General features: G+C 73.9%; 16 protein-coding genes and 1 pseudogene. 12 read left to right on the top strand and 5 right to left on the bottom strand.

The window, feature by feature from the left end; translation table 11 throughout:
• Positions 1–1,539, top strand: coding sequence for a SpoIIE family protein phosphatase (locus GA0070603_RS18400; RefSeq protein WP_091315530.1), 1,539 nt, complete (start codon positions 1–3; stop codon positions 1,537–1,539).
• 97 nt (positions 1,540–1,636) lie between these two features.
• Here the strand turns inward: GA0070603_RS18400 and GA0070603_RS18395 are convergent.
• A pseudogene (locus GA0070603_RS18395) lies at positions 1,637–2,386 on the bottom strand (DUF6597 domain-containing transcriptional factor); the annotation flags it as partial.
• Between the two features lie 32 nt (positions 2,387–2,418).
• Between GA0070603_RS18395 and GA0070603_RS18390 the strand changes: the two are divergent.
• The 6 genes from GA0070603_RS18390 to GA0070603_RS18365 all read left to right on the top strand — a co-directional run bounded on the left by GA0070603_RS18390 (position 2,419) and on the right by GA0070603_RS18365 (position 8,464).
• Positions 2,419–2,985 (top strand): TIGR03086 family metal-binding protein, encoded by a 567-nt coding sequence (locus GA0070603_RS18390; RefSeq protein WP_091315527.1) that lies wholly within the window; start codon positions 2,419–2,421, stop codon positions 2,983–2,985.
• A 76-nt stretch (positions 2,986–3,061) separates the two neighbouring features.
• The gene (locus GA0070603_RS18385; protein WP_091315524.1) at positions 3,062–3,598 is read left to right on the top strand and encodes a PadR family transcriptional regulator; all 537 of its coding nucleotides are present in this window, start codon (positions 3,062–3,064) and stop codon (positions 3,596–3,598) included.
• Positions 3,595–4,296, top strand: coding sequence for an ABC transporter ATP-binding protein (locus GA0070603_RS18380; RefSeq protein ID WP_091315522.1), 702 nt, complete (start codon positions 3,595–3,597; stop codon positions 4,294–4,296). Before GA0070603_RS18385 ends, GA0070603_RS18380 begins: the two co-directional genes overlap by 4 nt.
• Positions 4,293–5,816, top strand: coding sequence for an FtsX-like permease family protein (locus GA0070603_RS18375; protein ID WP_091315518.1), 1,524 nt, complete (start codon positions 4,293–4,295; stop codon positions 5,814–5,816). The genes GA0070603_RS18380 and GA0070603_RS18375 overlap by 4 nt, the downstream gene beginning before the upstream one ends.
• A gap of 108 nt (positions 5,817–5,924) precedes the next feature.
• Complete coding sequence (locus GA0070603_RS18370; RefSeq protein WP_091315515.1) at positions 5,925–6,344, top strand: superantigen-like protein SSL4; 420 nt, start codon at positions 5,925–5,927, stop codon at positions 6,342–6,344.
• Between the two features lie 2 nt (positions 6,345–6,346).
• Entirely contained in the window at positions 6,347–8,464 is a 2,118-nt protein-coding gene (locus GA0070603_RS18365; RefSeq protein ID WP_091315511.1) for a bifunctional polysaccharide deacetylase/glycosyltransferase family 2 protein, read from the top strand.
• A 34-nt stretch (positions 8,465–8,498) separates the two neighbouring features.
• Here GA0070603_RS18365 and GA0070603_RS31530 read toward each other — a convergent pair whose 3' ends face one another.
• Positions 8,499–8,663, bottom strand: coding sequence for a hypothetical protein (locus GA0070603_RS31530; protein WP_167544557.1), 165 nt, complete (start codon positions 8,661–8,663; stop codon positions 8,499–8,501).
• Between the two features lie 64 nt (positions 8,664–8,727).
• Between GA0070603_RS31530 and GA0070603_RS18360 the strand changes: the two genes are divergently transcribed.
• On the top strand, positions 8,728–9,669 hold the full coding sequence (locus GA0070603_RS18360; protein WP_091315508.1) for a threonine ammonia-lyase: 942 nt from the start codon (positions 8,728–8,730) through the stop codon (positions 9,667–9,669).
• A 60-nt stretch (positions 9,670–9,729) separates the two neighbouring features.
• Here the strand turns inward: GA0070603_RS18360 and GA0070603_RS18355 are convergent, their stop codons facing one another.
• Positions 9,730–11,826: a S9 family peptidase gene (locus tag GA0070603_RS18355; RefSeq protein WP_091315505.1), complete on the bottom strand. Its 2,097-nt coding sequence runs from the start codon at positions 11,824–11,826 to the stop codon at positions 9,730–9,732.
• 100 nt (positions 11,827–11,926) lie between these two features.
• Between GA0070603_RS18355 and GA0070603_RS18350 the strand changes: the two genes are divergently transcribed.
• Entirely contained in the window at positions 11,927–13,459 is a 1,533-nt protein-coding gene (locus GA0070603_RS18350; protein ID WP_244282554.1) for an FAD-binding oxidoreductase, read from the top strand.
• A gap of 551 nt (positions 13,460–14,010) precedes the next feature.
• Here GA0070603_RS18350 and GA0070603_RS18345 read toward each other — a convergent pair.
• A complete protein-coding gene (locus tag GA0070603_RS18345) occupies positions 14,011–16,071 on the bottom strand; it encodes a SpoIIE family protein phosphatase (RefSeq protein ID WP_091315498.1) in 2,061 nt (686 codons plus the stop codon).
• 182 nt (positions 16,072–16,253) lie between these two features.
• On the opposite strand from GA0070603_RS18345, the gene GA0070603_RS18340 reads away from it, so the two are divergent.
• Together GA0070603_RS18340 and GA0070603_RS18335 are read left to right on the top strand one after the other, a co-directional pair.
• Positions 16,254–20,606 carry a HAMP domain-containing protein gene (locus GA0070603_RS18340; RefSeq protein ID WP_091322075.1) on the top strand — a complete coding sequence of 1,451 codons (4,353 nt, stop codon included), beginning with the start codon at positions 16,254–16,256 and terminating at the stop codon, positions 20,604–20,606.
• The gene (locus tag GA0070603_RS18335) at positions 20,603–21,160 is read left to right on the top strand and encodes a response regulator (RefSeq protein WP_091315495.1); all 558 of its coding nucleotides are present in this window, start codon (positions 20,603–20,605) and stop codon (positions 21,158–21,160) included. Before GA0070603_RS18340 ends, GA0070603_RS18335 begins: the two co-directional genes overlap by 4 nt.
• A gap of 4 nt (positions 21,161–21,164) precedes the next feature.
• Here GA0070603_RS18335 and GA0070603_RS18330 read toward each other — a convergent pair whose 3' ends face one another.
• Positions 21,165–21,686, bottom strand: coding sequence for a GbsR/MarR family transcriptional regulator (locus GA0070603_RS18330; protein ID WP_091315491.1), 522 nt, complete (start codon positions 21,684–21,686; stop codon positions 21,165–21,167).
• A 67-nt stretch (positions 21,687–21,753) separates the two neighbouring features.
• Here GA0070603_RS18330 and GA0070603_RS18325 point away from each other — a divergent pair, with 67 nt between their 5' ends.
• Complete coding sequence (locus tag GA0070603_RS18325) at positions 21,754–22,656, top strand: ABC transporter ATP-binding protein (RefSeq protein ID WP_091315488.1); 903 nt, start codon at positions 21,754–21,756, stop codon at positions 22,654–22,656.
• Positions 22,657–22,658: the final 2 nt, after the last annotated feature.

The raw sequence follows: 22,658 nt of genomic DNA, 5'->3' as shown, positions 1-22,658 counted from the left end.
GTGGAGGGCGGGACGGCGACCGTGCTGGTGGTCGACGACAGCAGCCCGAAGCGGTACCTGCTGGTGAGCTGGCTGACCCGGGCCGGATTCTCGACCATCGAGGCGGAGAACGGCGCCGAGGCGCTGGACCGCGTGCGCAAGGACCCGGTCGACCTCGTGGTGCTCGACGTCCGGCTGCCCGACATGAGCGGCTTCGAGGTCTGCGAGCTGATCAAGGAGGCCCGCCCGTCGACCCCGGTCATCCACGTCTCCGCGCACGCCGTGGACGTGGTGGACCGGGCGCAGGGGCTGACCCGGGGTGCGGACGCGTACCTGGCCGAGCCGATCGAGCCCGAGGAACTGGTCGCCACCGCGCACGCGGTGCTCCGCTACTACCAGGCCCGGCAGCGCGCCGAGCTGCTCGCCGAGCGGCTGACCGCCCTCGCCGACGCCACCGTGCGGATGCACGCGGCGCCGAACTTCGTGCGGCTGCTGGAGGCGGCGGCGGCCGGCGCGGCGCGGATCTTCCAGAGCCCGGCGGCCGTGATCGCGGAGACGTTCGACGGGGACTGCCTCGCCGGGGTGGCCGCCGGGCCGGACTCGGCGCCGGTGATCGTGCCGTGGACGGTGGACGACACCGGGCTGCCGATCGGCACCCGGGTCCGGGTCGACGAACCCGGCGCGTGGGACCTGACCGCCTGGCCCGCCGGCGACACGGTGACCGTGGGTGCCGCCCGGCTCCGGGAGGACCGGGCCCCGCTCTACGTGGTGGTGCCGACCGCCACCCAGACCGTACGGACCCCGGTGCTGGTGCAGCTCGCCCAGGCCGTCGCCTCGGCGGTCGAGGCCCAGCGCTCCTTCGACCAGGAGCACCGCATCGCGGTGACCCTCCAGCGCAGCCTGCTGCCCCGCCGGCTGCCCGAGATCGCCGGGCTCGACCTGGCCGTCCGGTACGAGCCGGCGAGCGCCCACACCGAGGTGGGCGGGGACTTCTACGAGCTGGTGATGCTCGACGGCCACCTGCTGATGGCGATCGGCGACGTGGCCGGGCACTCCCTGCACGCCGCCACCGTGATGGCCGAGCTGCGGCACGCGGTGCGGGCGTACGCGGTCGAGGGGCACCCGCCGGGGGTGATCCTGGACCGGGTCAACGAGCTGATGCGTACCCTGCTGCCGACCGAGCTGGCCACCATCTGCCTGCTGCTCCTCGACCCGGGCAGCGGGCTGATCCGGTTGGCCAGCGCCGGGCACCTGCCGGCCCTGATCAGCAACGACGGGCGGATCGAGTTCGTGCAGCAGTCCGCCCCGCTGCTCGGTGTGCGCGCGCCCCGCCCGCCGGACCTGGAGTTCGTGCTGCCGGCCGGCGCCACGCTGGTCCTCTACACCGACGGGCTGATCGAGCGGCGGGACGCCACGATCGACGAGGGCATGGCGGCGCTCGGCGCGGTCGCCACCCGGGTCGACGACGACCTGGACCGGTTCTGCCAGCGGCTGCTGGTCGAGCTGGCGCCGCCGGAGATCCACGACGACGTCGCGGTGGTCGCCGTCCGCCGCCGGTGAGCCCCCGGGTCACCCCCCGTGGGGGGGTCGCCAGCGAGCGGGCGTACGCGGCCGGCGACACCCCCGTCACGGCGGTGAACTCGCGGACCAGGTGGGCCTGGTCGGCGTACCCCAGGTCGGCGGCGACCCGGGACCAGTCCAGCGGCCCGGCGGCGGCCTGCTCGATCGCCTCCTGGAGCCGGTAGCGGCGGATCACCCACTTCGGGCCGACGCCGACGTGGTCCAGGAAGAGCCGCTGGAACCGCCGGGTGGAGACCCCGTGCCGCCGGGCGAGGTCGTCGACGCGCAGGACGGTCCGGTCGGCCCGGATCTCCTCGACCAGGGCGACGGCCTCGACGGTGAGCGGGTCCGGCGCCGGCTCCCAGGCGCTGAGCAGGTCGTCCAGGCGGCGGCAGCGCTGCTCGTCGGTGCCCGGGCAGACCGGCCCGGCGGCGAATGGTCCGGTGGGGGCGGCGCCGGGCGGCGGCGGCCCGGCGGGCAGCGGGAGGCGCCGGCCGGTCAGTTCGGCAACCGGGCGGCCCCAGAACGGGCGGAAGCCACCGGGGCGGAACTGCACCCCGGTGACCCGGCCCGTGCCGTGCAGGGAGACCGTGAACAGGCCGGTGTCCACACCGGCGATCTCGCCGTGCTCGGCCTCGCCGTCCTGGGCCTGGAACACCACGTTGACCGCCGGGTGCGGGACGATCCGCTGGTCGAACGGGTCGGTGAGCGCCCAGTCGATGAGCCAGTAGTGCTCGACCCAGGGGCGCAGCGCCGGGGCGGGCAGCCGGCGCCGGAAGTGGACCCGCCGCAGCAGCCGGCCGGGGTCGAGGATCCCCCTGCTGTCCCGCCGCGGCTCGTGTCGCATTTCTTCAAGACCGCCCTCATACGCTGGTCCGTATGACCACGAAGACTAGTGAGCTGCTGGCCGCGGCCGCGCCCCGTACGGCGGCGGTGGTCCAGGGCATCTCGGACGACCAGCTCGGCCTGCCCACCCCGTGCCCCGACTACACGGTGCGCGACCTGCTCAACCACCTCTTCGACGTGGTGGTCAACTTCCAGGACCTGGCCCGCCGGCGGGAGGTCGACTGGTCGGCCAAGACCGACCACCTGACCGAGGGCTGGCGGGAGCGGTTCGCCACCGAGGCCGTACGCCTGGCCGAGGCGTGGTCGGACCCGGCGGCGCTGGAGGGGGTCTCGCCCGGCATGGGGCTGCCGCAGGAGACCGTCGGCCAGATGGCCCTCATCGACCTCACCGTGCACGGCTGGGACCTGGCCCGGGCGACCGGGCAGCGGCTGGAGGTCGACCCGTCGGTGCTGGCCGAGGGGCACGGCTTCATGGACCGCATGGGCGACACGGGGCAGAAGATGGGTGCCTTCGGCGAGCCGGTCCCGACCAGCGCCGAGCCGACCACCCTGGATGCCCTGCTCGGCCGGACCGGCCGCGACCCCGCCTGGACCCCCTGACCCGACCGGCCCGTGCGGCGACCCGCCCGCACGGGCCACTCTTGACACCACTATTCACTCAACGAATAGTGGTGGCGTGTCCACTCAGCACGTTCTGCTCGGGCTGCTCGCGCGCGGCCCCCGGCACGGCTACGAGCTGAAACGCGCCCACGACGAGCGGCTGCCCCGGGCCCGGCCGCTCGCCTTCGGGCAGGTCTACGCCACCCTGGCCCGGCTTCAGCGGGACGGCCTCGTGGCCCCGGCCGGCCAGGACCGCGAGGGCGGCCCGGACCGCACCTCCTACGCGCTCACCGGGGCGGGGCGGGCCGCCCTCGACCGGTGGCTGGCCACCGTCGAGCCGCCCCTGCCGTACGTGGCGAGCACCCTCTTCGCCAAGGTGGTGGTCGCGCTCATGGTCGCCGACGTCGAGCGGGCCCGCGGCTACCTGATCGCCCAGCGCCGGGCGCACACCGAGCGGCTGCGCGAGCTGACCGCGGTGAAGACCGCCCCGGCGGCCGCCCTCGACGACGTGATCGCGGCCGACTTCGCCATCGCCCATCTCGACGCCGACCTGCGGTGGCTGCACACCACCCTGGAGCGGGTCGCCGACTGGCACCGGGAGGTGCACTCGTGAGCTTTCTTCAGGCGCGCGGCGTGGTCCGCGCGTACGGGAGGACACCGGCCCTGCGAGGCGTGACGCTCGACGTGGCCGAGGGCGAGATCCTCGCCGTCACCGGCCCGAGCGGCTGCGGCAAGTCCACCCTGCTGCACTGCCTCGCCGGCATCCTGCGTCCCGACGCCGGGCAGGTCACCTGGTGCGGGGAGCGGATCGACGAGTGGTCGGAGGCGGCCCGGTCCCGGCTGCGGCGCACCGAGTTCGGGGTGCTCTTCCAGTTCGGCCAGCTCGTCGCCGAGCTGACCGCGGCGGAGAACGTCGCCCTTCCGCTGCTTCTCGCCGGCACGGGGCGGCGGGAGGCGCGGACGGCGGCGCTCACCTGGCTGGAGCGGCTCGGCGTGGCAGAGGTCGCCGACGTGCCGCCGGGCGAGATGTCCGGCGGGCAGCAGCAGCGCTGCGCGCTGGCCCGGGCCCTGGTCACCGAGCCACGGGTGCTCTTCGCCGACGAGCCGACCGGCGCGCTGGACACGCTCACCGGCGAGCAGGTGCTCACCCAGCTCGTCCGGCTGGCCCGGGAGCAGCGCACCACCGTCGTGCTTGTCACCCACGAGCCGCGGATCGCCGCGTACGCCGACCGCGAGGTGACCCTGCGTGACGGGGTGCTCGACCGGTCGGGGCTCGGGCTCGACGCGCCGCTGCCGGGTGGCCACCGGTGACGCCGGGCACCCTGTTCCGGCTCGCCCGGGCCGGCACCCGGGCCGACACCGCCCGGGTCGCCCTGACCGCGCTGAGCGCCGCCCTGGCCACGCTGGCGGGCCTCGCCGCGCTGACCGTGCTCGCCATACCCACCCCGCCGGCCACCGACGGCAACTCCGTCCGCTGGTCCCTCCAGTACACCAACGGCCTGCTGCGCGAGCCGGGCCTGCGCGGCGGCCTGGCGTTCGCCCTGCTGCTGCTCGTCGTGCCGGTGCTCGGGCTTGCCGGGCAGTGCGCCCGGCTCGGCGCGCCGGCCCGGGACCGCCGGCTGGCCGCGTTCCGGCTGGCCGGGGCGACCCCGCGCGAGGTGACCCGGATCGCGGCCGCGGAGACCGGCCTGGCCAGCCTGCTCGGCACCGTCGGCGGCCTCGCCGTCTTCGTGGCCGGCCACCGGCTGCTCCACCGGCCCGGCGCCGACGGGCGGCTCTCGCTGCCCACGGACGTCCAGCCGGCCCCGCCGGCCGTGCTGGCCGTGGTGCTCGGCCTGCCGCTGCTCTCCGCCGTGGTCGGCGCGGTGCTGCTGCGCCGGGTCACCACCACCCCGTTCGGCGTGGTCCGCCGGGTCCGCACCCGGGCGCCCTGGCCGTGGCCCGGCCTGCTGATCCTGGTCGGGCTCGCCCTGTTCGCCGCGTTCCGCCCGGTGGGCCTCTGGTACGAGCGGCGGCACGCCACACCGCCGCCCTGGCTGCTGCCGACGCTGCTGGTCCTCGGCGCCCTGGCCGCCATGGTCGGGGTGATCGCCGGCACCGGCTGGCTCTCCCACACCGCCGGCCGGCTGCTGCACCGGTACGGCCGCCGCCCCGCCACGCTGCTCGCGGCACGCCGGCTGACCGCCGACCCGTGGGCGGGCAGCCGCACCTTCGCCGCCCTGCTGGCGGCGCTGGTCTTCGGCGCGGGCGCCGCCGGCATCCGCGCCGACTTTCTGGCCGCCATCGAGCTGGAACGCCGCACCGGCGCCGGAATGGCCGCCCCGGGCTCCTTCTACCTGGGGGCGATGGACCTCGTCGACCTGGCGGTCGCCGTGTCCGTGGCCATCGCCGGGGGAGGGCTGCTGGTGGCGGTCGTCGAGGGGATCGTCACCCGGCGGCGGGCGTACGCGGCACTGGTGGCGACCGGGGTGCCACGGGCCACCATCGGCCGCTCGCTGCTCTGGCAGTCGCTCGCCCCGGCGGTGCCCGCGATCGGCCTCGCGCTGGCCGTCGGCTACCTGCTCGTCCGTGGCGTGTATCCCGCACCGAGGGGCGGCGGCTACCCGCAGGAGGTCTGCGACGCGGGTGAGCGGCTCTGCGGTGACCCGGCGACCCGCGCCGGCCACACCCGCACCGAGTGGGTGCCCGAGGTGACCGTCGCGCCGCACGTACCGTGGGAGCAGCTGGCCTGGTTCGCGGCGGGCGGGCTCGCCGCGGTGCTGCTGACGGTCGGCGTCGGCCTGCTCTTCCTGCGCGCCAGCACGACGGTGGAGGAGCTGCGCACGACCTGATGTGACGCGGTGGGCGCCGGCGGCGCTGTTTGCCTCGGGGGCCTGGGGGTGTGGCTGCCCGAGCCGGCGGAACCGCCGGCGCGAGAGTGACAGCGGGAGATCAGCACCATGCAGAACCAGCCGGGCGGCGCGCCGCCGGTGTTCGTCGACCGGAGCGGCCGGCGTCGCCGGCTGACCGTGATCGCCGGCACGGCGATGGGCCTCGGCCTGCTCACCAGTTTCGGCCTGATCCTGGCCGGGCTGTTCTTCGACTCCACGGTGCCGCTGCCCGGCTGGTCCGACACGAAGGTGCCGCCCGTCGAGGCCGGCGTCGACGCGCCGTCCCGGGGCGGGGAGCGGACCAGCCCGAGTCCCCGGCCCGCGCCGGTGACCAGCACCAGCCCGGCGCCCGTGTCGACCACCGTCCGCACGACCGCACCCACCCGGACCACCACCTCGGCGGCGCCCCGCCCGTCCGTCACCGTGCCGGGGCAGGGCGACGACCGGCGGAACACGGCCAAGCCGAGCAGGACACCGGGCAAGCCCTGACCATGGCGAGACACGTCGCCCGCCCCGACCCCCGGGCGCACTGGGTGCTGCTCCTGCTGGGCCTCGTCACCCTGCTGGCCGCGCTGAGCTTCCACGGCCTGGTCAGCGCCGTCGGCGGTGGCTCCGGCCCGGACCAGGCGCCCGCCTCGCCCGCCCCCCGCGCGGTCACCACCGGCGGGCCGGTGCTGCGGCTGGACGGTCCCACGCCGGTCAGCCGGCGGCTGCCGGCCCGCACCCTGGCGCTCACCTTCGACGACGGTCCCGACCCGCGCTGGACGCCACAGATCCTCGACGTGCTGCGCCGGCACCACGCCCACGCCACGTTCTTCGTGGTCGGCTCGCGGGTGGACGAACACCCCGAACTGGTCCGGCGGATCCTCGCCGAGGGTCACGAGATCGGCTCGCACACCTTCACCCACGTCGACCTCACCGCCGCGCCGGGCTGGCGCGCCGGGGCCGAGCTCTCCTGGACCCGCAACGCGATCGCCGGCGTGACCGGCCGCGAGGTGACACTGTTCCGGCCGCCCTTCTCGTCGACCACGGCCGCCATGACCGAGGCGCAGTACGAGGCCCTGCGGAACGCCGCCGGCAGCGGTCACGTGGCGGTGCTCGCCGACCGGGATGCCAAGGACTGGCAGCGCCCCGGCGTGCCGGCCATCGTCAAGGCGGCCACCCCGCAGGGCGGCGCCGGCGCGGTGGTGCTGATGCACGACGGCGGCGGCGACCGTGGCCAGACCGTCGCGGCCCTGGACCAGTTGCTGACCCGGCTGGGGACGCAGGGCTACACGTTCACCACCGTCTCCGCCGGCATCGGCGCGCCCGACTCGATGGTCACGGCCACCACCGGCGCCCGGCTGAGCGGCACCGCGCTGCGGTGGGCGCAGACCGGCGCCGACTGGCTGACCTCGGCCATGAACCTGCTGCTCGGGGTGGCTCTGGTGCTCGGTGTGGTCCGCCTCGCCGTGCAGGTGGCCTGCGCCCAGCGGCACGTCCGCCGGGTACGCCGCCCGCGGCGCCGGCTGCCCGAGGTGGTCGCGCCGGTGTCGGTGATCGTGCCGGCGTACAACGAGGCCGCCAACATCGCCGCCACCGTGCGGTCCCTGGTCGCCAGCGCGTACCCGGCGCTGGAGGTGATCGTGGTGGACGACGGGTCCAGCGACGGCACGGCCGACATCGTCGAACGGATGCGGCTGCGCGGGGTCCGCGTCATCCGGCAGGCCAACGCCGGCAAGCCGGCAGCGCTGAACACCGGGATCCGGGCCGCCCGCGCCGACCTCCTGGTGCTTGTCGACGGCGACACCGTCTTCCAGCCGGACACCGTCTACCGGCTGGTCCAGGGCTTCGCCGACCCGACCGTGGGGGCGATCAGCGGCAACACCAAGGTGGCCAACCGGCGCCGGCTGCTCGGCCGCTGGCAGCACCTGGAGTACGTGATCGGCTTCAACCTCGACCGCCGGATGTACGACGTGCTGGAGTGCATGCCGACCATCCCCGGCGCGATCGGCGCGTTCCGCCGCGAGGTGCTGTTCGCGGTCGGCGGGGTGCCCGCGGACACCCTGGCCGAGGACACCGACCTGACCATGAAGGTGCTCCGGGCCGGCTGGCGGGTGGTGTACGAGGAGGGCGCGATCGCCTGGACCGAGGCGCCCTCGTCGCTGCGCCAGCTCTGGCGGCAGCGCTACCGCTGGTGCTACGGGACCATGCAGGCCATGTGGAAGCACCGGCACGCCCTGCGCGAGCCGGGGGCCGGCGGGAAGCTGGGCCGGCGTGGCCTGCCCTACCTGGCCGTGTTCCAGATCGTGCTGCCGCTGGCCGCGCCCGCCGTCGACGTCTTCGCCCTCTACGGGCTGCTCTTCCTGCCCTGGTCCCAGCTGGCGCTGGCCTGGCTGGGCCTGCTCCTGCTCCAGGCCGGCACCGCCGCGTACGCGTTGCGCCTGGACCGGGAACGCTTCGGCCCGCTCTGGACGCTGCCGCTCCAGCAGCTCGTCTACCGCCAGGTCATGTACCTGGTCGTGGTGCAGTCGGTGGTGACGGCGGTGGTCGGCAACCGGCTGCGCTGGCAGCGGATGGTGCGTACGGGCGAGGCGGCGGCGCTCGTCGGCGGGGCGCCGGCCCGCTGACCCGGCGCTGCCGGTCCGGCCCTCGGCTGTGCGGTCAGCGCGTGCCGAGGAGGCCGGCGGACCAGGAGACGGCCAGGCCGATGAGCGCCGAGCAGCAGCAGACCACCAGGGCGGAGGCGACCACACCGAGGATCAGCCAGGCCGGCGCCCGCCGGGCCGGCCCCGGTCCGGGCTCCGCCCGCTGCTCGTCCTCGTCCACCCGGCCGAGTCTAGGCGCCTAGCGCGGGGCGGCGGCCGGAGCCGGGGCGCGGCAGGATGGGGCGATGGACCTGGTCTCGATCGCCGACGTACGGGCCGCGGCCGAGGACATCGCGGGCGCCGTGGTGCGCACCCCGCTGCTGCCGACGCTCTGGGACGACGAGCTGTGGCTCAAGCCGGAGAGCCTGCAACCGGTCGGGTCGTTCAAGCTGCGCGGGGCGACCCACGCGCTGGCCCGGCTGGACCCGGCCGCCCGGTCCCGGGGGGTGGTGACCCATTCCTCGGGCAACCACGGCCAGGCCCTGGCCTACGCCGCGAGGGCGTTCGGCGTGCCGTGCACAGTGGTCGTGCCCGAGGGCGCGCCGCAGGTCAAGGTGGCGCGGATGCGGGCGCTCGGCGCGGACGTGCGGCTCGTCCCGCCGGCCCGCCGGCTCGCCGAGGCGGAACAGGTAGTGGTGGACGCCGGGGCGGTGCTGGTGCCGCCGTTCGACCATCCGTGGATCATCGCCGGGCAGGGCACCGTCGGGCTGGAGATCGTCGCCGACCTGCCCGACGTCGACGTGGTGCTGGTGCCGGTGGGCGGCGGCGGGCTCGCCTCCGGGGTGGCCACCGCGGTCAGGGCGCTGCGACCGTCCACCGCCGTGGTCGGGGTCGAGCCGCTGCTCGCCGCCGACGCCCGGGACTCCCTCGCGGCCGGGGAGGTGGTGGTCTGGGACGTGGAACGCACCTACCGCACCTGCGCGGACGGGCTGCGGACCAACCTGTCCGAGCTGACCCTCGCCCACCTCCGGGACCGGCTGGACGGCATCGTCACGGTGACCGAGGACGAGATCGTCGCGGCGCTGGGCCGGCTGCTCGGCGAGGCCCGGCTGGTGGCCGAGCCGAGCGGAGCGGTCGCGCTGGCCGCCCGGCTGTTCCACCGGGACGAGCTGCCGCCGGGGCGTACCGTCGCGGTGGTGACCGGCGGCAACGCCGACCCGCACGTGCTGGCGGCGGCGCTGGGCTGAGACCGCCCGGGTCCGGCTCGTCGGTGCGGAGGGGCCGGCGCCGGCCCCTCCGCCGACGGGTCAGGAGCGGCCCAGCCGGTCCAGGATCCAGGCGTTGATGAACGCCTCCTCGCGCCAGGCGTCGTACCGGCCGCTCGGGCCGCCGTGGCCCGCGCCCATCTCGGTCCTGAGCAGGTAGTCGCCCTGCGGGGCGACCGCCCGCAGCCGGGCGATCCACTTGGCCGGCTCGTGGTAGAGCACCCGGGTGTCGTTGAGGCTGGTCACCGCGAGGATCGCCGGGTAGTCCACAGCGGTCACGTTCTCGTACGGCGTGTACGACTTCATGTACGCGTAGACCTCGGGGTCGTCGAGCGGGTTGCCCCACTCCTCCCACTCGGTGACGGTGAGCGGCAGCGACGGGTCGAGGATCGAGGTGAGCGCGTCCACGAACGGCACCTGCGCGACGATCCCGGCGAACGCGTCCGGGGCCAGGTTGGCCACCGCGCCCATCAGCAGGCCGCCGGCCGAGGCGCCCCGGGCGACCAGCCGGTCGCTCGCCGTCCAGCCCGCCTTGACCAGGTGCCGGGCGCAGGCCACGAAGTCGGTGAAGGTGTTCTTCTTGGCCAGCAGCTTGCCCTCGTCGTACCAGCGCCGGCCCAGCTCGCCGCCGCCGCGGATGTGCGCGACCGCGAAGATCACGCCCCGGTCGAGCAGGCTGAGCCGGGCGATGGAGAACCAGGGGTCCATGCTCGCCTCGTACGACCCGTAGCCGTAGATGACGGCGGGGGCGGAGCCGTCGCGCGGTGTGTCCTTCCGGCAGACCAGCGAGATCGGCACCCGGGTGCCGTCGTCGGCGAGCGCCCAGTCCCGGTGCTGCTCGTAGTCGGCCGGGTCGTACTCCCGCCCGTCCGGGCCGGGCCGGACCGGCTTGCGCCGGCGCAGCACCAGTTGCCGGGTGACCAGGTCGTAGTCGTAGACCGAGTCCGGGGTGACGAGCGAGGTGTAGCGCAGACGCACCTCGCTGGTGCGGTACTCCGGGTTGGCGTCCAGCCCGACGCTGTAGAGCGGCTCCGGGAAGGCGATGTCGAAACTGTCCCCGCCGCCGACCGGCAGCACCCGCAGGCCGGTCAGCCCGTTGCTGCGCAGCGAGACGACCAGGTGGTTCTCGAACGCGTCGACGGACTCCAGCCGGGTGCCCGGGGTGTGCGGGATCAGCGGCGTCCAGTCGCCCGGCGCGTCCGCCGAGGTGTACGCGAGCGCGAAGTCCTCCGCGCCGTCGTTGTGCAGGATGAGGAAACGGTGCCCGTGGTGCTCCACCGCGTACTCGACGCCCTGCCGGCGCGGCGCGATGATCGCCGGCTCGCCGGTGGGGTTGGCGGCCGGGATCACCCGCACCTCGCTGGTGATCTTGCTGTGGATGTCGATGACCACGAACCGCTCCGAGCGGGTCAGCTCGACGCCCACCCAGAACCGCTCGTCGTCCTCCTGGTGCACCACCACGTCCTCGCTCGACGGGGTGCCCACCGTGTGCCGCCAGACCCGGTTCGGCCGCCAGGCGTCGTCGACCGTGACGTAGAACAGCGTCGAGGCGTCGCTGGACCAGGCGGTGCCGTAGAAGGTGTCCGGGATCTCGTCGGGCAGCACCTCGCCGGTCGACAGGTCCTTGATCCGCAGCGTGAAGCGCTCGTCGCCGGAGAAGTCGGTGGAGTAGGCCAGCCAGCGGCCGTCCGGGCTGACGTCGAACGCGCCGAGCGCGAAGAAGTCGTGCCCCTCCGCGAGCTGGTTGCCGTCGAGCAGCACCTCCTCGCCGTCGAGCGGCGCGCCGTCCTCGCTGACCGGCGGGGTGGTCTCGCCGTCGCGGACGGCCCGGCGGCACTGCACGCCGTACTGCTGGCCCTCGACCGTGCGGGTGTAGTACCAGTGGCCGTCCTTGCGGGTCGGCACCGACAGGTCGGTCTCCTGGGTGCGCCGGCGGGTCTCCTCGAACAGGTCCGCGCGCAGCCCCTCCAGGTGTGCGGTGCGCGCCTGCGTGTACGCGTTCTCCGCGGTCAGGTAGGCGATCGTGTCCGGGTCGTCCTTTGCGGCGAGCCAGGCGTACTCGTCGACGACGGTGTCGCCGTGGTGGGTCCGGTCGGCCGGAACGCGCTTGGCGACGGGGACAGGGTTCTCGGTGGTCACGGCGTCACGTTACCGGCCGCCGGGCCGCCGCCGGGGTCGCGCGCCGTGCGAACGCGGCGACTCGCCGACAGGTCTTTCGAACATGTGTACGATAACCGCCATGGCGGCTGCAGCGAGTTCCACCGATCGACCCGGAGCCCTCGAGATAACCCGGAAGCTGGCGGAGATCTGCGGCCCGCCGTTCGCCCGTTTCGCGGGCCCCGCCGACGAGGTGGCCGGCCGGACGGCTCGCTGGGTGGCCGTGCCGGGCGGCCCGCACGCCGCGGCCGAGGTGCTCCGCCTCGCCGCGGCGCACGACCTGACAGTGGTGCCGCGCGGCGCCGGCACGAAGATCGACTGGGGTGCGGCTCCCGCGCAGGTCGACATCATGCTCGACACCGGCCGGCTCGCCGGGGTCTGGCACGAGCCGCAGGGCTCCTCGGTGGCCGAGATCGGTGCCGGCACTCCACTGCGGGCGGTGCAGGCCACCCTGGAGCGCACCGGACGGCGCCTCCCCGTCGACGCGCCGTCCCCCGGTGCCACCCTGGGCGGGGTGCTGGCCGCCGACGAGGCCGGCCCGCTGCGCCACCGGCACGGCAGCCCGTGCGCCCAGCTCGTCGGTGTGCGCTACCTCGACGCCGACGGCGAGCTGGTCAGTGTGGGTCTGCCCGGCACCGCCCAGTTCGGGCAGGCGGCCCCGTCCACCCGGCCGGGCGGGAGCGTGGCGGCCGGACCCGCCGGTGGCACGCCGCCCGGTGGCGACTCGGCGGCCCTCGGCGGGGGCGAGGTGCCCGGTCTCGACGTGGCGCGGCTGGGCGGCTCGGTCGTTTTCGGCGGGGCCGAGGTGCCCGGTCTCGACGTGGCGCGGCTGCTCTGCGGCTCGCAGGGCGGCCTCGGGGTGCTCGTCTCGGCCACCATGCGCGTGCAGGCCGTGCCGGCCGGCCGGGTCTGGGTGTCCCGTCCCGTGTGGACCCCGCTGGAGGTGCACGACCTGGTCCGGGCCGTGCTCGCCGCCCGGCTCGACCCGGCGGCCGTCGAGCTGGACCTGCCCGTGCCCGTCTCACTGCCGCGCCGGCGGATCCCCGCGTCCCACCCCTCCGTGGCCGGCCGGCCCGACCACCCGGCGGTCGCCGGTCGCCCGGCGCGGCCCGCCGCCGCCGGCAGCCTCGTCGTGCTGCTGGAGGGCGGCCCGGCCGACGTGGCGGAGCGGGCCGACCGCCTCACCGCGCTGCTGGGGCCCGAGTCCGTGGTCAACCACGCCGCCCCCGAGTGGTGGGGCCGCTACCCGTTCGCCCCCGGCGACACCGCGCTGCGCATCGAGGTGCCCATCAACGACCTGCACGCCGCCGTCTACGCGCTGCGCGACGCGGCCGGCACCCCCGTGCCGGTGCGCGGCTCCGCCGGGATCGGCGCCGTACACGCCGCGCTGCCCGGCTCACTGCCGCCCGAGCGGGTCGCCTCGATCCTCGCCGCCGTCCGGGGCGTGCTCCTCGCGCGCCAGGGTCGCTGCGTGGTGGTGTCCGCGCCGGCACCGGTCCGCCGCGCCGTCGACCTCTGGGGCGAGCTGCCCACGCTGCCCCGCCTCCGCAACGCCAAAGCCCACCTCGACCCCCACCACCGCCTGGCCCCCGGCCGCCTCCCGGGCGGCCTGTAACCCGGGCTACCCCCTTTCGCGCCCACCGTTGTCGATCAAGAAGTTTGCGTCACCACCCACCCCTCCCCGACCCAAACTCCTTGATCAACGACCCGGTGGCGGAGCCGTCGGCGTGTGGCGGAGTTGATCAAGAGGTTTGCGTCAGGATCGCGCCCGTCGTGGACGCAAACCTCTTGATCGACCTGTGGGGGCGCGGTGCGCGCTGGTCGCCCGCTCATCGAGGGCTGCGCCGAGGGTCTGCGTGCTGAGGGCTCTGCCACCGAAGGTCTGCGTGCTGGGGCCTGCATGCCGAGGCTCTGCCCATTGAAGGGTCTGCGTGCCGAGGCTCTGCCCGCCGAAGGGTCTGCGTGTTGGGGGGCTGCGGAAGGCGGCCGGGCCAGCATGCCCTCGGCGCGCCTGTCCTCCGTCCTGGTCCGCCGTCGGTCGCCCCCGCCCCGTTGATCATGAAGTTGGCGGTCGCAAATGGGGCAATCGCTGCCGCTAACTTCATGATCGGCGGCGCGGCGGCCGGCGGCGCGCTGGGTGGCCCGCGCGGGGCGGTGGCGGTGGGGTTAGAGGGCGTCGTTGCGGAGGACCAGGACGGCTATGTCGTCGCGTGGTGGTTCCACCGAGAAGGCGATGGCGGTGGCGCGGAGGCGGGCGGCGACCACGTCCGCCGAGTAGCCGGCCAGGGGCGCGGCCGACTCGCGGAGCCGGTCGGTGCCGAACAGTTCCCGGCCGCGCCGCCGTTCGGTGACCCCGTCGGTGTAGAAGATCAGCGCGTCGCCGGGCTTGAGCGCGATCTCGGCGGTCGGGGTGGCGATCGCATCGAGCAGGCCCAGCGCCGTGCCGCCGGTGCCGACGAAGTCCGCCCCGCCGCCGCCGTGCAGCAGCACCGGCCGGTCGTGCCCGGCCAGGTGCAGCGAGACGTCGAGCTGGTCGCCGTCGCCCGGACCCACCGCCGCGAGCGCCAGCGTGCAGTAGCGGCCGCCGCCCCGCTCGACGAGCGTCTCGTTGAGCCGGCCGAGCACCTCGGGCAGCGGCTTGCCGTCGCCGACCAGCACCCGGATCACGTCCCGGACCAGGCCGGTCACCGCCGCCGCCTGGACGCCCTTGCCGGAGACGTCGCCGATCACCACGAGCCACCGGCCGTCCGGCAGCGGCACCACGTCGTAGAAGTCGCCGCCGACCTCGGCTTCGTCGCCGGTCGGGACGTACTCGGCGGCGAAGCCGATGCCCTCGACCACCGGGAGCACCGGCGGCAGCAGCGACTGCTGGAGGGTCTGCGCGACCCGGCGGCGCTCGGCGTGGATCCGGGCGTTCTCGATGGCCAGCGCGGCCCGCCGGGCCACGTCCTCCAGCACCGAGACCTCGTCGGGGTCGTGCCGGTGCCGCTGATGGCGGCCCACGGCCAGGGTGCCGAGCCGCTGCCCGCGGGCGATCAGGGGTACGGCGAAGCCCTCCATCGGCGCGCCCAGCGGCACCTGCGCGGCGCTCCGGGACGCCTCCCGCAGCCGGGCCTGGATCGAGTCCGGCCCGGTCTCCTGGAGCACGCGGTGCAGCTGGGGCAGCAACGCCTCGTCGGCGTGACTGGCCGCGGCGAGCCGCAGCCGCCCCCACTCGTCGGTGGTGTGCACGGCGCACCACTGGCCCAGCCGGGGCACCACGAGCTGCGGGACGAGCGCCATGGTCAGTTCGACGTCCAGCGACTGGGCGAGCAGCTCGCTCGCCTCGGCGAGGAAGGTGAGCCAGGCGGACCGGCGTACGTCGGCGCGGCGCAGCCGGTCGTTCTCCAGGTGCAGGGAGAGCCGCTCGCCGGCCAGCACCGCGAGGGGCCGGGCGTACGCCGAGGGCGCGGCGTCCAGTTCCAGCTCGCCGGCGTACGGGCGGTGCACGGCGAGCGGGACGCGCAGCAGTTCGTTGCCCTCGCGGGGCTGCCGGCCGTAGCGGGCGAGCACCTGGCTGCCCTGGCCGTCGCCGCGGTCCAGCCGTACGACGCCGCCGGCCGCGCCGACCATCTCGGCGACCCGGGTGAGCAGCCCGGCGGCGAACTCGGGCAGCGGGTCGTCGGCGTACGGGTCGGGGGTGGTCTGCATGAGTTCGCTCATCGCGGCGGCGCTCGGGGTGCCCCCGTCCCCGTCGGCGGCCTGGGTGGCCGGCGTCAGGCCGCCGGGCCGGGTGGCGGCTCCCACGCCGGGCCGGTCGAGCCGGAACCAGACACCCTTCCCGGTGGGCAGGTAGGTGGTGCCCCACCGGCTGGCGAAGTGGTCGACCAGCAGGAGCCCGCGCCCGCGCTCGGCGACCTCGGTGATGTCGGAGGTGGTGTTCCGGACGCCGACGAGCAGTTCGTCGACCGGGCCGGAGGCGAAGTCGGTGACGGTGACGGTGAGCCCGCCCGGGTCGGCTTCGACCTCGATGTCCAGTTCGGTGCGCGCGTGCTCGACCGCGTTGGTGGTGAGTTCGGTGGTGAGCAGCAGCGCCTCGTTGAGCAGTTCGTGCAGGTCCGCCTCGGCGAGCACGGACCGGACGAGCGCGCGGGCCGCGGCGGGCGTGCGCCGGTCCGCGGGGAGGCGGACCCGGCGGATGTGCTCGTCCGAGCCGCCGTTCATGGCGGGCCCCGCCTCCGCTGACACCTTCGTATCCTCCACCGCCGCCACCCCGGGTGCCAAGCCGCTCCGCCGATTCCGGCCGGCGGGGGACAGAACGGGCGTGGCGCGGGCTCGCCGCCCGTGGCCTCGACGTGACACGCGGCAGAATGGTGGGATGGCCGCGTGTCGGCACGAGCCTGATGGCCCCCGAGCTGAGCGAGGAACTGATGACCACGGCGAAACAACCGGTGGCCGCGGACGACCACGAGGCGCTCCTCGGTGAGCTGGTCGAGGCGCTGCGGCGGGTACGTCGCGGCGACCTCCGGGTCCGGCTGCCCCGGCGGGCCGGCCTGGCCGGCGAGGTGGCCGACACCTTCAACGACGTGGTGTCGCTCCAGGAGCGGCAGCACCTGGACCTGCGCCGGATCAGCCGGGTCGTCGGCCGTGACGGCCGGCTGACCGAGCGCCTCGACGACGAGGGTCTGGACGGCTCCTGGGCGGAGGGGCAGCGGGCGGTCAACTCGCTGATCGACGACCTGGGCCGCCCGACCACGGAGATCGCCCGGGTGATCGTGGCGGTGGCCGACGGCGACCTGTCCCAGCACATGGCGCTGGAGATCGACGGCCGCCCGCTGCGTGGCGAGTACCTGCGCATCGGCCGGACCGTGAACACGATGGTGGATCAACTCTCGTCGTTCGCCGACGAGGTGACGCGGGTGGCCCGCGAGGTGGGCACCGAGGGCAAGCTGGGCGGCCAGGCGGACGTCCGCGGCGTGGCCGGCACCTGGAAGGACCTCACCGACTCGGTGAACACCATGGCGTCGAACCTCACCGGCCAGGTGCGGTCGATCTCCCAGGTGGCGACGGCGGTGGCGAAGGGCGACCTGTCGCAGAAGATCACGGTGGGCGCCCGCGGCGAGGTGGCCGAACTGGCCGACACGATGAACTCGCTCACCGACACGCTGCGGCTCTTCGCCGAGCAGGTGACCCGGGTGGCCCGCGAGGTGGGCACCGACGGGAAGCTCGGCGGCCAGGCCGAGGTGCCGAACGTGGCCGGCACCTGGAAGGACCTGACCGACAGCGTCAACTCGATGGCGTCGAACCTGACCAGCCAGGTCCGCAACATCGCCCAGGTCTCCACCGCTGTGGCCCGCGGCGACCTCTCCCAGAAGATCACGGTGGCCGCCCAGGGCGAGATCCTGGAGCTGAAGGACACCGTGAACACGATGGTGGACCAGCTGTCGTCGTTCGCGGACGAGGTGACGCGGGTGGCCCGCGAGGTGGGCATCGAGGGCAAGCTGGGCGGCCAGGCCCAGGTACGCGGGGTCTCCGGCACGTGGCGGGACCTCACCGAGAACGTGAACCAGCTCGCCGGCAACCTGACCAGCCAGGTCCGGAACATCTCGCAGGTCTCGACGGCGGTGGCCAAGGGTGACCTGTCGCAGAAGATCACGGTGGACGCGCAGGGCGAGATCCTGGAGCTGAAGAACACTGTGAACACGATGGTGGACCAGCTGTCGTCGTTCGCGGACGAGGTGACGCGGGTGGCCCGCGAGGTGGGCACCGAGGGCAAGCTGGGCGGCCAGGCGCAGGTGAAGGGCGTTTCCGGCACCTGGCGGGACCTGACCGACAACGTGAACTCGATGGCGTCGAACCTGACCAGCCAGGTGCGGAACATCGCCTCGGTCACCACGGCCGTGGCGAAGGGTGACCTGGGTCAGAAGATCACCGTCGACGCCCGGGGCGAGATCCTGGAGCTGAAGTCGACCGTCAACACGATGGTGGACCAGCTGTCGTCGTTCGCCGACGAGGTGACGCGGGTGGCCCGCGAGGTGGGCACCGAGGGCAAGCTGGGCGGCCAGGCCCAGGTACGCGGCGTCGCCGGCACCTGGCGGGACCTGACCGACAACGTGAACTCGATGGCGTCGAACCTGACCGCCCAGGTGCGGAACATCGCCCAGGTGTCCACGGCGGTGGCCAAGGGTGACCTGTCGCAGAAGATCACGGTGGACGCGCAGGGCGAGATCCTGGAGCTGAAGTCGACTGTCAACACGATGGTCGACCAGCTCTCGTCGTTCGCCGACGAGGTGACGCGGGTGGCCCGCGAGGTGGGCACCGAGGGCAAGCTCGGCGGCCAGGCCCAGGTGAAGGGTGTCTCCGGCACCTGGCGGGACCTGACCGACAACGTGAACTCGATGGCGTCGAACCTGACCAGCCAGGTGCGGAACATCGCCTCGGTCACCACGGCCGTGGCGAAGGGCGACCTGGGCCAGAAGATCACCGTCGATGCGCAGGGCGAGATCCTGGAGCTGAAGAACACCGTGAACACCATGGTGGACCAGCTCTCCTCGTTCGCCGACGAGGTCACCCGGGTGGCCCGCGAGGTCGGCATCGAGGGCAAGCTGGGCGGCCAGGCGCAGGTGAAGGGGGTCAGCGGCACCTGGCGCGACCTCACCGAGAACGTCAACCAGCTCGCCTCGACCCTGACCACCCAGCTCCGGGCGATCTCCCAGGTCTCCACCTCGGTGACCCGGGGCGACCTGACCCAGCGGATCAGCGTGAAGGCGCAGGGCGAGGTCGCCGAGCTGAAGGACAACATCAACCAGATGATCGTCACCCTCCGGGAGACGACCAAGAAGAACGCCGAGCAGGGCTGGCTGGACTCGAACCTGGCCCGGATCGGCGGCCTGCTCCAGGGCCAGCGGGACCTCGGCGAGGTCTGCCGCATGATCATGATGGAGGTGACCCCGCTGGTCGACGCGCAGCTCGGCGCGTTCTTCCTGGCGGACAGCTCCGAGGGGAGCATGCGGCTGCGGCTCACCGCCTCCTACGGCTACGTGGCCCGCGGGCACGACGTGACCTTCGGGCCCGGCGAGGGGCTGGTCGGGCAGGCCGCCCTGTCCCGGCGGACCATCCGGGTCAACGCCCAGCCCGACGGGCGCCTGGTGCTGCGGTCCGGCCTGGCCGAGACGCCTCCGGCCGACCTCGTGGTGCTGCCGGTCCTCTTCGAGGGCGAGCTGCTCGGCGTGATCGAGTTCGCCGGGGTCAGCACCTTCTCCGAGCTGCACCTGGCGTTCCTGGAGCGGCTGGTGCTCACCATCGGCGTGGCGGTCAACACGATCCAGGCCAACCGGCGTACGGAGGAGTTGCTGGCGCAGTCGCAGCGGCTGGCGCACGAGATGCAGGAGCAGTCGGCCGAACTCCAGCGCACCAACGCCGAACTGGAGGACAAGGCGAAGCTGCTCTCCGAGCAGAAGACCAACATCGAGACGCAGAACCGGGAGATCGAGCTGGCCCGGCTCGGCCTGGAGGAGAAGGCGCAGCAGCTCACCCGGGCGTCGGCGTACAAGTCGGAGTTCCTGGCCAACATGAGCCACGAGCTGCGTACGCCGCTGAACTCGCTGCTCCTGCTGGCCCGGCTGCTCGCCGAGAACCCGGAGCAGAACCTGAGCCCGAAGCAGATCGAGTTCGCCCGGACCATCCACGGCGCCGGATCGGACCTGCTCTCCCTGATCGACGACATCCTCGACCTGTCCAAGATCGAGGCGGGCCGGATGGACGTGGAGCCGACCGAGATCCACTTCTCGGAGATCCGCAGCTACGTCGAGCAGGCGTTCGCCCCGCAGGCCGAGGAGAAGGGCCTCGACTTCCAGGTACGGATCAGCAAGGAGCTGCCGCCGGCCCTGGTCACGGACGCCCAGCGGTTGCAGCAGATCCTGCGCAACCTGCTCTCCAACTCGGTGAAGTTCACCGACAACGGCGCGGTGACCCTGCGGATCGCGCCGGCCGCCGAGAACGCGGTCTTCGACGTGCCGGCGCTGACCAACGCCCGGCAGGTGATCGCCTTCTCGGTGATCGACACCGGCATCGGCATCTCGGACGACAAGCTCTCGCTGATCTTCGAGGCGTTCCAGCAGGCCGACGGCACCACGAGCCGGCGCTACGGCGGCACCGGCCTGGGCCTGTCGATCAGCCGGGACCTGGCCCGCCTGCTCGGCGGCACGATCACGGTGTCCTCCGCGCCCGGGCAGGGTTCGACGTTCACCCTCTTCGTACCCGATGTGCTGGCGCCGGACGCGGTGGTGGCGCCGGCGCCGCCCTCGCCGCAGCGCGCGGGCCTGCCGTCGTCCCTGCTCATGCCCATGGAACTGCCGCAGCCGCAGGAGACGCCGGCGACCCGCCGGCTGGAGGGCGTGACCGTCCTGATCATCGACGACGACGTCCGGAACGTGTTCGCGTTGACCTCCGCGTTGGAACTGCACGGCATGACCGTGCTGTACTCGGACAACGGAGCGGACGGAGTCCGCCAACTGGCCGAGCATCCGGAGGTGGACATCGTGCTGATGGACGCGATGATGCCGGACCAGGACGGCTACGAGACGACGGCGCAGATCCGGCGGAACCACCGCTTCGCCGACCTGCCGATCGTGTTCCTGACCGCGAAGGCGATGCCCGGTGACCGGGAGTCGGCGATCGCGGCCGGGGGTAGCGACTACATCACCAAGCCGGTCGACCTGGACGAGCTGATCGAGATGATGGCGTCCTGGATCGGCCGGAGCCGAGGCGAGGAGAATCCGTGACCCAGATGGCCAAGGCGCTGCTGGTGGACGACCGGCGGGAGAACCTGATGGCCCTGGAGGCGATCCTCCAGGGGCTTCCGGTCCAGTCGGTCGCCGTGGAGAGCGGCGAGGCGGCGCTCAAGCAGCTTCTGGTGGACGACTTCGCGGTGATCCTGCTGGACGCCCAGATGCCGGACATGGACGGCTTCGAGACCGCCACCCACATCAAGCGGCGGGAGCGGACCCGGCACGTGCCGATCATCTTCCTCACGGCGGCGGACAAGGACGCCCAGCTCGCCCTGCGCGGCTACGCGGTGGGCGCGGTCGACTACCTGACCAAGCCGTTCGACCCGTGGGTGCTGCGGGCCAAGGTGTCCGTCTTCGTCGAGCTGTGGGTGAAGACCCGGCAGCTCGCCGCCCAGTCCGACCTGGTGCGGGAGCGCGACGCCCAGTGGCGGGTGCTGACCGACGCGGTGGACGAGGCGACCGCGCTGCTGCGCGCCGAGGACGACGCCGAGTCCCGGGAGCGCGCGGTGGACCTGCTGGAGCAGGCCCGCTGGGGCAACACCGCCTGAGCGTTCAGGCGTCGGCCCGGTCGCCGTGTCCCGTCGCGGCGCGCCGGGCCCGCCACCGTTCGCCGAGGGCGTCGATCTCCTCCTGTACGAACAGGAAGAAGTCCCGCATCTCGGCCACGCGCTCGCCCGCCGGGGTGTCCCGCCCGCGCAGCGCGTCGACCCCGCCGCTGGCGATGTCGATGAAGTTCTTGTAGAGGCCGGTCTTGGTGATCGTGGCCTCGTACCAGGGGTTGGCCGGCATCCGGTAGCGGTCCCGCCGGGAGCCCTTGACCGGCTCGCGGACCAGCATGGCGAACTGGGTGAGGTAGCGCACCGCGCCGGACACGGCCGCCGCGCTGACCCCCAGCCGCTCGCCGATCTCGGCGGCGGTGAGCGGCTCGTCCGCGCTCATCACGGTGAAGAGCACCCGGCCGGCCATGCGGGGGAAGCCGACGTCCGCGAAGGCCATCGCCATCCGTTCGACGAAGAGGTGGACCTCTTCCTCGTCCCGGTGGGGCGGCTGGGTCGTCGGCGTCGTCTCGCTCATCACACCTGATCGTCTCTCAGATCTCACTGTCTTCACAAGTTTGTGAAACGAGCGTAGCTTCCGAAGTATGGAAACTCCCATTGAGGTGTCCGGCCTGGTGAAGACCTTCGGCCGGACCCGAGCGCTCGACGGACTCGACCTGACCGTCCGCGCCGGCGAGGTGCACGGCTTCCTGGGCCCCAACGGCTCCGGCAAGTCGACCACCATCCGGGTGCTGCTCGGACTGCTGCGGGCGGACGCGGGGGCCGTCCGACTGCTCGGCGGCGACCCGTGGCGGGACGCCGTCGCGCTGCATCGCCGGCTCGCGTACGTGCCCGGCGACGTCACCCTCTGGCCCAACCTGAGCGGCGGCGAGGTGATCGACCTGCTCGGCCGGCTGCGCGGCGGGCTGGACCCGAAGCGCCGGGCCGAGCTGCTGGAGTCCTTCGAGCTGGACCCGCGCAAGAAGGGCCGGGCCTACTCCAAGGGCAACCGGCAGAAGGTCGGCCTGGTGGCCGCGCTCGCCTCCGACGTCGAACTGCTCATCCTCGACGAGCCGACCTCCGGGCTCGACCCCCTCATGGAGGAGGTCTTCCAGCACTGGGTACGCCGGGCCAAGCAGGACGGCCGCACCGTGCTGCTCTCCAGCCACATCCTGGCCGAGGTGGAGGCGCTCTGCGACCGGGTGACGATCATCCGGAACGGCCGGGCCGTCGAGTCCGGCACCCTCACCGAGCTGCGCCACCTGCACCGCACCTCGATCGACGCCGAGGTCGCCGCCCCGCTGGACGGGCTGGCCGACCTGCCTGGCGTGCACGACCTGCGGGTGGACGGCAACCGGGTGCGCTTCGACGTCGACTCGGCCGCGCTGGACGTCGCCCTGCGGCGCCTCACCGAGCTGGGCGTCCGCAGCCTGGTCAGCACGCCGCCGACGCTGGAGGAGCTGTTCCTGCGGCACTACGAGGCGGTCCCCGAGGAGCTGACCCGATGAGC

The organism is Micromonospora chersina, assembly GCF_900091475.1.
Taxonomy (GTDB): Bacteria; Actinomycetota; Actinomycetes; order Mycobacteriales; family Micromonosporaceae; genus Micromonospora; species Micromonospora chersina.
The sequence above is the reverse complement of the archived record's forward strand: the minus strand, read 5'-3'. Positions and strand labels throughout refer to the sequence as shown.